Source organism: Streptomyces sp. NPDC086080, from assembly GCF_044540255.1.
GTDB lineage: Bacteria > Actinomycetota > Actinomycetes > Streptomycetales > Streptomycetaceae > Streptomyces.
On the sequence record NZ_JBITRU010000036.1, the window covers coordinates 13,486 to 27,422 of the forward strand.

Genomic DNA, 13,937 nt, shown 5'->3' on the forward strand with positions numbered 1-13,937 from the left:
ACGATTAGACAATACGGCTGTGAGCCCGTCCCGCAGGGGCGCACAGGGGTGCTTTCGCCCAGGTGAGACGAGACTTACACGCCCCACACGGCGATGCCCCCGCCCGGAAAGCCCTCAGGGGCTTCCGGACGGGGGCACCGTACGACCGTGTCAGCGGCCGAAGATCACCGGTCGGATCACAGGCCGAGCTCGACCTCGAACTCACCGGCCTCCAGGATCGCCTTGACCGCCGTCAGGTAACGGGCGGCGTCGGCACCGTCCACCAGGCGGTGGTCGTAGGAGAGCGTCAGGTAGGTCATGTCGCGGACACCGATGACCGTGCCCTCCTCGGTCTCGATGACGGCCGGACGCTTGACCGTGGCACCGATACCGAGGATCGCGACCTGGCCCGGGGGCACGATGATCGTGTCGAACAGCGCGCCGCGCGAACCGGTGTTGCTGATGGTGAAGGTCGCGCCGGACAGCTCGTCCGGGGTGATCCTGTTGCCGCGGACCTTGCCGGCCAACTCCGCCGTGGCCTTGGCGATACCGGCGAGGTTGAGGTCACCGGCGTTCTTGATGACCGGGGTCATCAGGCCCTTCTCGGAGTCCACCGCGATACCGATGCTCTCGGTGTCGAAGTAGGTGATGGTCCCCTCGGCCTCGTTGATCTTGGCGTTGACGACCGGGTGGGCCTTCAGCGCCTGGGCCGCGGCCTTGACGTAGAACGGCATCGGGGAGAGCTTGACGCCCTCGCGCGCCGCGAACGCGTCCTTGGCCCGGCCGCGCAGCTTCATCAGCCGGGTGACGTCGACCTCGACGACCGAGGACAGCTGGGCCTGCTCGTGCAGGGCCTTGACCATGTTGTCGCCGATGACCTTGCGGATCCGCGGCATCTTCACGGTCTGACCGCGCAGCGGGGAGGCCTCCAGGACGGGGGCCTTCTTCGCGGCGGGAGCGGCGGCCGCGGCCGGAGCCGGGGCGGCGGCCTTCGCGGCCTCGGCGGCGGCGATGACATCCTGCTTGCGGATGCGGCCGCCGACGCCGGTGCCCTTGACGGTGGACAGGTCGACGCTGTTCTCGGCGGCGAGCTTGCGCACCAGCGGGGTCACGTAGGCGCCCTCGTCCGTGGCCTGCGCGGCGGCCGGGGCCGGAGCCGCGGGCGCCTGCGGAGCCGGGGCCGGGGCCGGGGCCGGAGCCGGAGCCGGAGCCGGAGCCGGAGCGGCCTGCTGAGGTGCCGGTGCCGGTGCCGGCACCGGGGCAGCGGGGGCGGGAGCCGGGGCCGGGGCGGGCTGCGCCGGGGCCTCGGGAGCGGCCGGGGCGGGAGCGGCGGCCGGCGCGGCACCGGCCTCGCCGATGACGGCGAGCTTGGCGCCGACCTCGGCCGTCTCGTCCTCGCCGACCACGATCTCCAGCAGCGTGCCGGAGGTGGGCGCCGGGATCTCGGTGTCGACCTTGTCCGTCGACACCTCCAGCAGCGGCTCGTCGGCCTCGACGGTGTCACCGACCGACTTCAGCCAGCGGGTGACGGTGCCCTCGGTGACGGACTCGCCGAGTGCGGGCAGGACCACGTCCGTGCCCTGCGCGGAGCCGCCTCCGGCCGCGGCCTCGGCGCTGGGCGCCGGAGCCGGGGCGGGCTGCTCGGTGGACGGCTGGGCCTGCGGCTCCGGGGCGGGAGCCGGCGGGGCGGCCTGCTCGGCGGCCGGGGCCTGCTCGGCCGCCGGAGCGCCGCTGCCGTCGTCGATCAGGGCCAGCTCGGCGCCGACCTCGACCGTCTCGTCCTCGGCGACCTTGATGGAGGACAGCACGCCGGAGACGGGAGAGGGGATCTCGGTGTCGACCTTGTCGGTGGAGACCTCGAGCAACGGCTCGTCGGCCTCGACGCGCTCACCCTCGGCCTTCAGCCACCGGGTGACAGTGCCCTCGGTGACGCTCTCGCCGAGCGCCGGAAGGGTTACGGAAACCGCCATGGTTTCGGTTGCTCCTTTAAAAGTGCGGAAGTCTGTGTCGTAGCGCCCGATGACCGAGAGCGTCAGTCGTGGGAGTGAAGGGGCTTCCCGGCCAGCGCCAGGTGGGCCTCGCCCATCGCCTCGTTCTGCGTCGGGTGGGCGTGGATGAGCTGGGCCACCTCGGCCGGCAGCGCCTCCCAGTTGTAGATCAGCTGCGCCTCGCCGACCTGCTCGCCCATGCGGTCACCGACCATGTGGACGCCGACCACCGCACCGTCCTTGACCTGGACGAGCTTGATCTCGCCCGCGGTCTTGAGGATCTTGCTCTTTCCGTTGCCCGCCAGGTTGTACTTCAGGGCGACGACCTTGTCCGCGCCGTAGATCTCCTTGGCCTTGGCCTCGGTGATGCCGACGGAGGCGACCTCCGGGTGGCAGTACGTCACGCGCGGGACACCGTCGTAGTCGATCGGGACGGTCTTCAGACCGGCCAGACGCTCCGCCACCAGGATGCCCTCCGCGAAGCCGACGTGCGCGAGCTGGAGCGTCGGGACGAGGTCACCGACGGCGGAAATGGTGGGGACGTTGGTGCGCATGTACTCGTCGACCAGGACATAGCCGCGGTCCATGGCGACCCCGGCCTCCTCGTAGCCCAGGCCCTGCGAGACCGGGCCGCGGCCGATGGCGACGAGCAGGATCTCGGCCTCGAACTCCTTGCCGTCGGCGAGGGTGACCTTCACGCCGTCCTGGGTGTACTCGGCCTTCTGGAAGAAGGTGCCCAGGTTGAACTTGATGCCCCGCTTGCGGAAGGCGCGCTCCAGCAGCTTCGAGCTGTTCTCGTCCTCGACCGGGACGAGGTGCTTGAGGCCCTCGACGATCGTGATGTCCGTGCCGAAGGACTTCCACGCGGAGGCGAACTCGACGCCGATGACGCCGCCGCCCAGCACGATCGCGGACTTCGGCACACGGTCCAGGACCAGGGCGTGGTCGGAGGAGATGATGCGGTTGCCGTCGATCTCCAGGCCCGGCAGCGACTTCGGCACGGAGCCGGTCGCCAGCAGGACGTGGCGGCCCTGGACGCGCCGGCCGTTCACGTCGACGGAGGTGGGGGAGGACAGCCGGCCCTCACCCTCGATGTAGGTGACCTTGCGGGAGGCGATCAGTCCCTGCAGGCCCTTGTAGAGCCCGGAGATGACGTCGTCCTTGTACTTGTGGACGGCCGCGATGTCGATGCCCTCGAAGGTGGCCTTCACACCGAACTGCTCGCTCTCGCGGGCCTGGTCGGCGATCTCGCCCGCGTGCAGCAGGGCCTTGGTGGGAATGCACCCGTTGTGCAGGCAGGTACCGCCGACCTTGTCCTTCTCGATCAGGGCGACGTCCAGGCCCAGCTGCGCCCCGCGCAGCGCCGCGGCGTAACCACCGCTGCCACCGCCGAGGATCACTAGGTCGAAAACGGTGCTGGCGTCGTTCGCCACGTCACGTCCTCCATGCATGTGCGCCACGCCGGTCTCCAGTGACCGGTCGGCGGCTGGTGTCCGGCCGCTCAATTGTTCTCGGCCCTTGAGTGGGGCCCTGTCCTGCCGAGCCCTATCCTCGCACCTGTCACGCCTGAACGAGACGCCGGGCCGTTGTGTGACACGTCCCACGTCCGCCCGCCGTGGAGGGCGGGGCGGCCCGCCGGGGCCGCGGGCCGCACCCGGCGCACGGCTCCGCCGCGCGGGCGCGACCCTTGCGCGTCACCCGCGCTCGCCACGCGACGGACGGACGGACGGACGAACCGACCGGACCGTCCGGTGCCGGGCCCTCGCTCCACCCGCGTGCCAGGCCCCGGCACCGGGGCGCGTCCCGCGAGGTGGTGTGAGCGATCACGCGCTTCGCCCTCCGGTCCCCGGATCGCGGTGATCTCCACGTCGGCGCGGCACGCGAAGTGCTCTCGGTGGGGCGCCAGGAGTGCCCCAGCCGGTCGACGGGCCGGCGTGACGTGCGAGTTCCGGTCCGTCGATCGGCTGCACCACCCGGCGGGACGCCATCCGGCACCGGACGAGGGGTCAGTCCAGGTCGCCGGAGGCGGCCCGCTCCGCAAGGCGGACCAGCGTGCGCACCGCGGAGCCCGTACCGCCCTTGGGCGTGTACCCGTACGGGCCGCCCTCGTTGAAGGCCGGACCGGCGATGTCGAGGTGGGCCCAGGTGATGCCCTCGCCGACGAACTCGCGCAGGAACAGACCGGCGACCAGGCCGCCGCCCATCCGCTCACCCATGTTGGCGATGTCGGCGGTGGCCGAGTCCATGCCCTTGCGCAGGTGCTCCGGCAGCGGCATCGGCCAGGCCGGCTCGCCGGCCTCCTCGGCGGCCTCGAGCACGGCGGAGCGGAACGCGTCGTCGTTCGCCATGATCCCGAACGTGCGGTTGCCCAGGGCCAGGACCATGGCGCCGGTCAGGGTCGCGACGTCCACGAGGGCGTCCGGCTTCTCCTGGGAGGCGGCCCACAGCGCGTCGGCGAGGACGAGCCGTCCCTCGGCGTCGGTGTTGAGCACCTCCACGGTCTTGCCGCTGAACATGCGCAGCACATCCCCCGGACGGGTCGCCGAGCCGGACGGCATGTTCTCGGCCAGCGCCAGCCAGCCGGTGACGTTGACCTCCAGGCCCAGGCGGGCGGCGGCGACGACCGCGGCGAACACCGCGGCGGCACCGCTCATGTCGCACTTCATCGTCTCGTTGTGGCCGGCCGGCTTCAGCGAGATGCCGCCCGAGTCGTAGGTGATGCCCTTGCCGACCAGGGCGAGGTGTTTCTTCGCCTTGGACGCGGTGTACGACAGCTTCACCAGGCGCGGACCGGCCGCGGAGCCGGCGCCGACGCCGAGGATGCCGCCGTAGCCGCCCTTGGTCAGGGCCTTCTCGTCGAGCACCTGCACCTTGATGCCGTGCTCCTTGGCCGCCGTCATCGCGACGGCCGCGAACGCCTCGGGGTCGAGGTCGTTCGGCGGGGTGTTGATCAGGTCACGGGCGCGGTTGAGCTCCTCGGCGACGGCGGTGGCGCGCTCGACGGCGGCCTTGTACGCCTTGTCGCGGGGCTTGCCGCCGAGCAGCGCGGCCTCGGCGAGCGGCGCCTTGCCGTTCTTCTTGTCCTTGCCGTCCTTGCCGTTGTCCTTGTAGGCGTCGAAGGAGTACGCGCCGAGCAGCACGCCCTCGGCGACCGCGCCGGCGTCGGCGGCGTCCGTCAGGGGCAGGGCGAACGCTGCCTTCTTGGTACCGGCGAGGGCGCGGGCGGCCACACCGGCCGCCTTGCGCAGCGCCTCGGTGCCGTAGCCGGAGTCCTTCTCGGGCTGGGCTCCGAGGCCCACCGCCACCACGAGCGGCGCCTTGAAGCCGGCCGGCGCGGGGAGTTTCGTCACCTCGCCCTCGGCACCGGAGGCGCCGAGGGTCTCCAGGACGCCGGCGAGCCGGCCGTCGTACGCCTGGTCCACGGACTCGGCGCCCGGTGCGACGACGGGGCCCTGGGACTTCGCGGCAGAGCCCTTGGCGACACCGATCACGATCGCGTCGGCCCGCAGGCCGGGGACCGCGGCGGTGCTGAGAGTGAGAGCAGTCACGGTGGTGAAATCTCGCTTCCGATGTGAAGTTGCGGTGGCCGAAAGATGTGGGTCGACCGGGCCCGGCAGCCGACCCTAGTTGCGCTGTTCGGGTGCGGTCCCGTCGGGGCCTCTCCCCGGTGTGGCGGACACGTGGGACGAGCCTACGCGCGTCCGCGCCCGCGCTCCTTCACGAGGGTGTTCACCTTCCGGTGACGTCGCGGCCGTGCCCGGGGCCTCGCCACGGGAACCGGCGGACGGCGACGATCATCTTGCACAGTCCCCGGCAGTGGCTCGTCGTCCCGCGCGGTCGCGGTGCGCCCGCCCTGCCGCCCGCCCCTTCTTCTGGAGACCGTCGGTGAGACGACCGTTCCCGTTTGTCATGCTGCTCGCGCTGCTGTTGGCGGCCTGCACCACCACGCCCAAACCCGATGCCACGTCCGCGCCCGGACCCGGTGCGACGTCCCCGTCCGGTGACCGCTGGCGGCCACGGCCGGGCCTTGCCTGGCAGTGGCAGCTCAGCGGGCGGCTCGACACCTCCGTCGACGTCCCCGTGTACGACATCGACGGCTTCGACCACTCCCGCGCGACGGTCGCGAAGCTGCACCGCGACGGCCGCAAGGTCATCTGCTACCTGTCGACCGGAGCCTGGGAGGACTTCCGCCCGGACGCCGGCGACTTCCCCGCGGCGGTGATCGGCCGGGGCAACGGGTGGGAGGGCGAGCGCTGGCTCGACATCCGCCGTACCGACGTCCTGGAGCCGCTCATGGCCGAGCGTGTCGACATGTGCCGCGACAAGGGCTTCGACGCGGTCGAGCCGGACAACATGGACGGCTACCGCAACCGCACCGGCTTCCCGCTCACCGCCGCCGACCAGCTCCGGTACAACCGTCTGATCGCCCGGCTCGCCCATGAACGGGGACTGGCCGTGGGCCTGAAGAACGACCTGGACCAGATCCCGCGGCTGGTCGACGACTTCGACTTCGCGGTCAACGAGCAGTGCGCCCAGTACGGCGAATGCGCGCGGCTGACTCCGTTCGTCGAGGCGGGCAAGGCCGTCTTCCACGTCGAGTACGAGCTGCCCACCGGCCGCTTCTGTGCCGACTCCAGGCGTCTGAAGCTGAGTTCACTGCTCAAGAAGTACGAACTGGACGCATGGCGCCGGCCGTGCTGAGCCCCAGGCCGGTCACCGAGGTGCCCGCCACCCGGTCGGCGAGGGACCGGTGGCCGGGGCCGAGCACCGGCAGGGCGTTGAAGAGGAACAGTGCCACCGCCACCGCCCACACCAGCACCGACAGCAGGATCTCCCCCTCGACCAGCAGCACACAGGCCACCGCGTACACGGCGACATCGGTGGCCGTGGTCACCGCCGCCCTGAGCGCCGCCCGGCCGGGCACGCGCGGGGTGACCCTCAGCCCGGTCAGGCCCTTGCCGAGGGTGCGCCCGGCCAGAGCGAGGCACCCCCACTGGTAGAGGAACGTCGTGACGACCAGCACCCCGAAGGCCTGTTCGACGTAGAGCACCGACTTGTCCCACAGGGACACACCGACGTTCCCGGAGGCGCCGATCACGTCACCGCGCGAGGCCAGCAGGTCGAAGCCGCCGCGGGCGGCGAGTTCGGGGACGTCGGTGACCAGGGCGGACACCCGGTTGAAGGTGAGCACCGCGAGCACCGAGGCGAGCGCCGCCACCAGTGCGAAGTCGATGAACCAGGCCATGGATCGACGGAATTTCGGCATCAACGTCCCCCGTTGTCTCGTCGGTTCGGCCGACCACGGTAGCGGGCGGGAACCGCGCGGCCACCGGGGGCCCTCGCGACCACACATATGTACGAAAGAAATCCGACATCACCCGAATGCCGAGTGGAAAGCGCGCCACGGCGCCCAGCTTCGGGCGGAGCCGGACGCCGTCCCGCCATGCTGGCTCAGGGAGTCTCTCCGAGCCCGTAGTAAGGAAGTGGACAGTGGCGGACAAGAGCACAGTGGCCTCGTTCGACGAGGAGACCTACGAGGACGAGCTGCCGGTCCGGCGCAAGAAACCCGGCAACGTCGTGGTCAAGTGGCTGACGACCACGGACCACAAGACGATCGGCACGCTCTATCTCACCAGTTCGGTCGTGTTGTTCGTGGTCGGCGGCATCATGGCGCTGGTGATGCGGGCCGAGCTGGCCCGGCCGGGTCTGCAGATCGTGTCGAACGAGCAGTACAACCAGGCGTTCACGATGCACGGCACGGTCATGCTGCTGATGTTCGCGACACCGCTGTTCGTGGGCTTCGCGAACTGGATCATGCCGCTGCAGATCGGCGCGCCCGACGTGGCCTTCCCGCGGCTGAACATGTTCTCCTACTGGCTGTTCCTGTTCGGCTCGCTGATCGCGCTGAGCGGTTTCCTCACCCCGGACGGCGCGGCGAGCTTCGGCTGGTTCGCCTACACCCCGTTGTCGGACGTGACGCGCTCACCGGGCATCGGCGGTGACCTGTGGATCATGGGTCTGGGGCTCTCCGGCTTCGGCACGATCCTCGGCTCGGTCAACTTCATCACCACGATCATCTGCATGCGCGCCCCCGGTATGACGATGTTCCGCATGCCGATCTTCACCTGGAACGTGCTGCTGACGGCGGTGCTGGCCATCCTCGTGTTCCCGGTACTGGCGGCCGCGATGCTGGCTCTGGAGGTGGACCGCACGTTCGGGGCGCACATCTACGACCCGGCCAACGGCGGGCCACTGCTGTGGCAGCACCTGTTCTGGTTCTTCGGCCATCCCGAGGTGTACATCATCGCGCTGCCGTTCTTCGGCATCGTCTCCGAGATCATCCCGGTCTTCTCCCGCAAGCCGATCTTCGGCTACCTGGGCCTGATCGGTGCGACCATCGCGATCGCGGGTCTGTCGATGACCGTATGGGCGCACCACATGTTCGCCACCGGTGCGGTGCTGCTGCCGTTCTTCTCCTTCCTGACGTTCCTGATCGCGATCCCCACCGGCGTGAAGTTCTTCAACTGGATCGGCACCATGTGGCGGGGCAGTCTGTCGTTCGAGACGCCGATGCTGTGGTCCCTGGGCTTCATGATCACCTTCCTGTTCGGTGGTCTGACCGGCGTCATCCTGGCCTCGCCGCCGCTGGACTTCCACGTCACGGACTCGTACTTCGTGGTGGCGCACTTCCACTACACGGTGTTCGGCACCGTCGTCTTCGCGATGTTCGCCGGGTTCTACTTCTGGTGGCCGAAGTTCACCGGCAAGTTGCTCGACGAGCGCCTGGGCAAGATCAGCTTCTGGACGCTGTTCTTCGGCTTCCACGGCACCTTCCTCATCCAGCACTGGCTGGGTGTCGAGGGCATGCCGCGCCGGTATCCGGACTACCTCACGGCCGACGGCTTCACCGCGCTGAACACGGTCTCCACGATCGCCTCGTTCCTGCTCGGCCTGTCGCTCCTGCCGTTCTTCTACAACATCTGGAAGACGGCCAAGTACGGCAAGCCGGTCGGCGTCGACGACCCCTGGGGCTACAGCCGTTCGCTGGAGTGGGCGACGTCCTGCCCGCCCCCGCGGCACAACTTCCTCACCCTGCCGCGGATCCGCAGTGAATCCCCGGCGTTCGACCTGCACCACCCGGACATCGCCGCGCTCGACGACCTCGAGAACCATCCCCAGGCCTCCAAGACCGTGGCCCCCGGTGACAAACAGCGATGAGGTGACGGCCCGGACCATGGAGGAGCGTGTGAACCCCCGTCAGGACAGCGCCCTCGATCTCCACCGGATCGAGGGGCACCTCCTGTGGGCCGCCGAGGTCGACGACGCCCGGCGGCGGGCCGAACGGTTCACCGGGGAACTGGAGTGGCTGACGACCGCCCAGCGCGAAGAGGTGGAACGCGCGTACCGGGCCGACCGGATCGCCGCCTCCCGGGACACCCTGGTGCGGATCTGCGACCGCGCGGCCGAACTGCGCGCCGAGTACGAGGCCCGCTACCGGCAGCTCCGGGCGCGCTGTGTCGCCCTGGCGGTCGTCGCGGTGGCGGGCGGCGGGGGCACGGCGGTCATCGCGATCCTCGGCCGGTAGTGACCCCCGGTTCCGGCGCGGTCTCAGCCCAGCGAGGAGACGACGAGCGCGGTCGTCGCCGCCGTCTCCGCGAGCCCGCCGAACACATCGCCGGTGACCCCGCCGAAACGGCGGACGCAGTGCCGCAGCAGCAGTTCGGCGACGGCGACGGCCGCCACCACCGCGAGCACGGCACGCAGGACGTCGTACGCCCCCAGGAACGCGCCACCGGCCGCCGCGAGCGCGGTGACCACGAGCACGGCACCCACCGCGGCCGCGGTCGGCACCACTTCCGCGACTGCCGCGCCCAGCCCCTCCGGCCGGGCGGACGGCACGCCGTGCCGGGCGGCCACGGTGAGCGCGAGCCGCGCCGCGACCGCCGCCACGACGGCGGCGAGAGCGCCCCGCGCCCCGCCGTGGCCGTAGGCCTGCGCCAGCGCTGCCACCTGCGCCAGCAGGACGAGAACCAGTGTGAGCACCCCGAACGGGCCGATGTCGGACTGCTTCATGATCCGCAACGCGTCCCCGGCGGGCTTGGCGCTGCCGAGCCCGTCCGCGGTGTCGGCGAGCCCGTCGAGATGCAGACCCCGGGTCAGGACGGCCGGCACGGCGACGCTCGCGACGGCGGCGAGCAGTGCGCCCGCGCCGAGGAGCAGCAGAAGAAGGCCCACCCCCGCGGCCAGGGCACCGACCACCAGGCCGACCACCGGGGCGCACAGCATTCCGGCGCGCGCGGCCGGCCGGTCCCAGCGGGTGACCGCGACCGGGAGCGCGGTGAGCGTGCCGAAGGCGAAACGGAGGCCTTCGGCGGTGGAGACAGGGGATGCGGGGGATCCGGGACATCCGGGGGAGGGTTCGGGGGGTGCGGGCACCGGCGCAGAGTACCCGGCTCACCCGGCGGGCACCGGGGCACCCCCGGCAGCCATGACTAAAGTGCACATATGGGACAATGGCTGGACCGGAACATCATCGAGCCGGGCAAACTTCCGCTGCTCCTCGCGCTGGCGGCCTTCGTCCTCACCTTCCTGATCACCCGGGCCATCACGCGTCTGATCCGGGCCGGCAAAGGGCCCTTCGGCAACGTCACGGCGGGCTCGGTGCACATCCACCACGTGGTGCCCGGCGTCGTCCTCATCGTGATCGGCGGGTTCGGCGCGGTGGCGAGCGGCGGGCACGGCTTCGGTTCGGCGTTCAGCGCCGTGATCTTCGGCATCGGTGCGGGGCTGGTCCTCGACGAGTTCGCGCTCGTCCTCCACCTCGACGACGTGTACTGGACCGAGGCCGGGCGCAAGAGCGTGGAGATGGTCGTCCTCACCGCCGCCCTGGTCGGGCTGCTGCTGGCGGGGTTCAGCCCGTTCGGCGTCGACGATCCCTCCGAGGACGAGCTCCAGAACCGTGCCGGGGTGGTCGTCGCCGTCGGTGTGAACTTCCTCTTCGCGCTGATCGCGCTGAGCAAGGGCAAGGCACGGACCGCCGTGTTCGGCGTGATCGTTCCGGTGGTGGCGCTGATCGGGTCGGTGCGGCTGGCCCGGCCGGAGTCGTGGTGGGCGCGGCACTTCTACCGGCGGCGGCACCGGGCACGGGCGCGGGCGATCCTGCGGGCCTACCGCCACGACCGCCGCTGGTCCGGACCCCGCCGGACCTTCGAAGACTGGCTCGGCGGCAAACCGGACCCCCCACACCCCCTCAAACGCGGCTGAGACCATCCCCCTCCAGGACCACGACGAACTCCACGAGCACCCGCCCGCGCCCCTTCAGGGGCGCGGGGAACTGCGCGAGCAACCACCCACCCACCCGCACGTCCGGGGTCAAAGGGGCAGCGCCCCTTGAGGACGGGACGGGAAGGGGCGGCGGGGGCGAGGAAAAAAGGGGGGGCGCCCCCTGGGTCACTCCGCGTCCACCGCGTCCACCGCGTCCACCGCATCCCCCGGGCCCCCCGCCCGCTCCGGCAACTCCGCCCGCTCCGGCAACTCCGCCGCCAGCGCCGCCGCCGCCTGCACCAGCGGAAGGGCCAGCAACGCCCCCGCTCCCTCCCCGACGGTCACCCCCTGAGGCAGCAACGGTTCCAGCGCCATCCGGTCCAACGCCTTCGCCTGCCCCGGCTCACCACTCGCGTGCGCCGCCACCCACCAATCCGGTGCCCGGAACGCCACCCGCTGCGCCACCAGCGCACACGCCGCGGTCACCACCCCGTCCAGCACGACCGGGAGCTTGCGCACCGCCGCCTGCAACAGGAAACCCGTCATCGCGGTCAGATCGGCGCCGCCCACCGTCGCCAGCAGCCGCAGCTGATCGCCCAGCACCGGGCGCGCCCGCCGCAACCCGTCACGGATCGCCGCACACTTGCGCATCCACGCCAGGTCGTCGATCGCCAGCCCCCCGCGCCCGGTCACCACCGACGCGTCCGTCCCGCACAGCGCCGCGACCAGCACGCCCGCCGCGGTGGTCCCGCCCACGCTCACATCGCCGAGCACCACCAGATCCGTACCGGAGTCGGCTTCCTCGTCGGCCACGGCCATCCCCGCGCGGAACGCCGCCTCGGCCTCGTCCGCGCTCAACGCGTCCTCGATGTCGATGCGCCCACTGCCCCGCCGCACCCGGTGCCGCACGACGTCCTCGGGCAGCACTCCGGGATCGCAGTCCAGGGCCATGTCGACCACCCGCACCGGCACGCCCAGCCGCCGGGCCAGCACGGACACCGGACGGCCGCCGTCCAGCACCTCCCGCACCAGTTCCACCGCGGTGCCCGCGGCACGCGCGGAGACATCCAGCGCGGCGATCCCGTGATCACCGGCGAACAGCACCACGCGCGGCCGTTCGATCGGCCGTACCGGCACCGAGGACTGCGCCGCCGCCAGCCACTCGCCCAGCTCGTCGAGCCGGCCCAGTGACCCGGGCGGCACGACCATGCGCTCCCGCCGGGCCTCCGTGTCGCGGCGTACCCCGCCGTCCGGACGCTCGATCAGATCGGTGAAGTCGTCGAGATTAAGCGAGCTCATTCGCCGAACAGTACCGGCCCTGATGGAACGCCACGCGGCCCCGGTGAGGCCCCCGCGCGCACGTTGCCGGCCCCACCACGCCACCCCGGCGCCGTTCCACCCCCGAAGGCCCTCCCATCCGTAACGTTTTGCCATGTAATGCCGGACATCCAACCGTCCGTCCTGCCCATCCCGCCCGCCTCGTCCGTCCCGCCCGCCCCGTACGTCCCCTCGCCTCCGCGCCACGCCGTACGCCCTCACGCAGGGAGCCGCCCATGTCCGCACCGACCCCCGACGCCGCGATCCCCGTCTCCCACGGCTCCGCGCGGGTGCACGAGCCGCGCCGCGCGGACTGCCCCTGGTGCGGCTCCGCACGGCTGCGCAACCGGCTGAGAACCGGTGACCTGCGACGGCACCGGCCCGGCCTGTTCACCGTCGACGAATGCCGGGACTGCGGCCACACCTTCCAGAACCCCCGCCTCACCGCCGAGGGCCTCGCCTTCTACCGGAGGGCCGTACGCGGCGCCCCCCGCGACCCGGCCACCGAACGCGTCCTCGCCCTGCACGCCGTACGGCGCCGCCGCCGCGCCGCCGCCCGGGCGATGCTCCCCTTCGGGGAACCGGAGAGCTGGCTGGACGTCGGTACCGGACTCGCCCGGTTCCCGGAGACCGCGCGGGAGTTCTTCCCGTACACCGCCTTCGACGGCACCGACCTCACCACGCGGGTCGAGAAGGCCCGTACGCTCGACCGCGTCGAGGAGGCCCACATCGGGTCACTGACCGACCCGGGGGTCATGGCCCGGCTGGCCGGCCGCTACGACGTGGTCAGCCTGCTACACCACCTGGAACACACGACGGATCCCCGCGCGGAGCTCCACGCGGCCCTCGACGCCCTGCGCCCCGGCGGCCATCTGCTCATCGAGACCCTGGACCCGCGCTGCGCCTTCGCCGCCCTGTTCGGCCGCTGGTGGCTGCCCTACGACCAGCCCCGCCGACTGCACCTGATGCCCCGTCACAACCTCCGCGCGGAGCTGGAGGAACACGGCTGCACACTCGTCACCGCCGGGAAGCGCGCCGCGCACGTACCGCACGACCTGGCGGGACTGGCCGCTCTCACCCTCTCCCACGTCCTGCCCGCACCCGACACCCCCTGGCGCGCCGTCCCCCCGACCCCGCTGCAGCGGCACCTGCGCACGGTACTGCTCCGTGCGGGCACCCCGCTGGTGGTCGCCGCGGCGGCCGCCGACCTGGCCCTCGCCCCCTTGCTGCGCCACACCCCGTTCGCCAACGCCTACCGCGTCATCGCCCGCAAGCCGTGACGCCGGTCCGCCCCCGGACGACACCCGCCTGCCTCGTCGCAGCCCCGATCACCTTCCTCGGGTACGGCCGCGCGCGCCCGCCCGCCCGTGGGCCGACGGGCGGTGACGG

11 protein-coding genes are annotated in these 13,937 nt (G+C 71.7%); 5 read left to right on the top strand and 6 right to left on the bottom strand.

Annotated features, from left to right (window positions below; genetic code table 11):
* Positions 1–176 precede the first annotated feature (176 nt).
* From sucB to ACIF9R_RS31670, 3 genes are all read right to left on the bottom strand, one after another.
* Positions 177–1,949, bottom strand: coding sequence for a 2-oxoglutarate dehydrogenase, E2 component, dihydrolipoamide succinyltransferase (gene sucB / locus ACIF9R_RS31660; RefSeq protein WP_399985844.1), 1,773 nt, complete (start codon positions 1,947–1,949; stop codon positions 177–179).
* Positions 1,950–2,011: 62 nt separating this feature from the next.
* Complete coding sequence (gene lpdA, locus ACIF9R_RS31665) at positions 2,012–3,400, bottom strand: dihydrolipoyl dehydrogenase (protein ID WP_399985845.1); 1,389 nt, start codon at positions 3,398–3,400, stop codon at positions 2,012–2,014.
* A gap of 573 nt (positions 3,401–3,973) precedes the next feature.
* On the bottom strand, positions 3,974–5,515 hold the full coding sequence (locus ACIF9R_RS31670) for a leucyl aminopeptidase (protein WP_399985846.1): 1,542 nt from the start codon (positions 5,513–5,515) through the stop codon (positions 3,974–3,976).
* 361 nt (positions 5,516–5,876) lie between these two features.
* Here ACIF9R_RS31670 and ACIF9R_RS31675 point away from each other — a divergent pair, with 361 nt between their 5' ends.
* A complete protein-coding gene (locus tag ACIF9R_RS31675; protein ID WP_399985900.1) occupies positions 5,877–6,668 on the top strand; it encodes an endo alpha-1,4 polygalactosaminidase in 792 nt (263 codons plus the stop codon).
* Here the strand turns inward: ACIF9R_RS31675 and ACIF9R_RS31680 are convergent.
* Entirely contained in the window at positions 6,628–7,212 is a 585-nt protein-coding gene (locus ACIF9R_RS31680) for a hypothetical protein (RefSeq protein WP_399985847.1), read from the bottom strand. The two genes, ACIF9R_RS31675 and ACIF9R_RS31680, sit on opposite strands and share 41 nt — an antisense overlap.
* Before the next feature lie 245 nt (positions 7,213–7,457).
* Here ACIF9R_RS31680 and ctaD point away from each other — a divergent pair, with 245 nt between their 5' ends.
* Complete coding sequence (ctaD, locus tag ACIF9R_RS31685; RefSeq protein ID WP_399985848.1) at positions 7,458–9,185, top strand: cytochrome c oxidase subunit I; 1,728 nt, start codon at positions 7,458–7,460, stop codon at positions 9,183–9,185.
* Positions 9,169–9,552, top strand: coding sequence for a hypothetical protein (locus ACIF9R_RS31690; protein ID WP_399985849.1), 384 nt, complete (start codon positions 9,169–9,171; stop codon positions 9,550–9,552). The genes ctaD and ACIF9R_RS31690 overlap by 17 nt, the downstream gene beginning before the upstream one ends.
* Positions 9,553–9,575: 23 nt before the next feature.
* Here the strand turns inward: ACIF9R_RS31690 and ACIF9R_RS31695 are convergent, their stop codons facing one another.
* A complete protein-coding gene (locus tag ACIF9R_RS31695) occupies positions 9,576–10,403 on the bottom strand; it encodes an adenosylcobinamide-GDP ribazoletransferase (protein WP_399985850.1) in 828 nt (275 codons plus the stop codon).
* Positions 10,404–10,472: 69 nt separating this feature from the next.
* Here ACIF9R_RS31695 and ACIF9R_RS31700 point away from each other — a divergent pair, with 69 nt between their 5' ends.
* Positions 10,473–11,231: a hypothetical protein gene (locus ACIF9R_RS31700; protein ID WP_399985851.1), complete on the top strand. Its 759-nt coding sequence runs from the start codon at positions 10,473–10,475 to the stop codon at positions 11,229–11,231.
* Positions 11,232–11,417: 186 nt separating this feature from the next.
* Here the strand turns inward: ACIF9R_RS31700 and cobT are convergent, their stop codons facing one another.
* Entirely contained in the window at positions 11,418–12,530 is a 1,113-nt protein-coding gene (gene cobT, locus ACIF9R_RS31705) for a nicotinate-nucleotide--dimethylbenzimidazole phosphoribosyltransferase (protein WP_399985852.1), read from the bottom strand.
* A 254-nt stretch (positions 12,531–12,784) separates the two neighbouring features.
* Here cobT and ACIF9R_RS31710 point away from each other — a divergent pair, with 254 nt between their 5' ends.
* A complete protein-coding gene (locus ACIF9R_RS31710) occupies positions 12,785–13,828 on the top strand; it encodes a class I SAM-dependent methyltransferase (protein ID WP_399985853.1) in 1,044 nt (347 codons plus the stop codon).
* Positions 13,829–13,937: the final 109 nt, after the last annotated feature.

Bases quoted from the DNA above. Each gene is read 5' to 3' on its own strand.
- ACIF9R_RS31675 (WP_399985900.1), top strand. From the start codon at position 5,877: ATGCTGCTCGCGCTGCTGTTGGCGGCCTGCACCACCACGCCCAAACCC.
- sucB (WP_399985844.1), bottom strand. From the start codon at position 1,949: ATGGCGGTTTCCGTAACCCTTCCGGCGCTCGGCGAGAGCGTCACCGAG.
- ACIF9R_RS31700 (WP_399985851.1), top strand. From the start codon at position 10,473: ATGGGACAATGGCTGGACCGGAACATCATCGAGCCGGGCAAACTTCCG.
- ACIF9R_RS31680 (WP_399985847.1), bottom strand. From the start codon at position 7,212: ATGGCCTGGTTCATCGACTTCGCACTGGTGGCGGCGCTCGCCTCGGTG.
- cobT (WP_399985852.1), bottom strand. From the start codon at position 12,530: ATGAGCTCGCTTAATCTCGACGACTTCACCGATCTGATCGAGCGTCCG.
- ACIF9R_RS31710 (WP_399985853.1), top strand. From the start codon at position 12,785: ATGTCCGCACCGACCCCCGACGCCGCGATCCCCGTCTCCCACGGCTCC.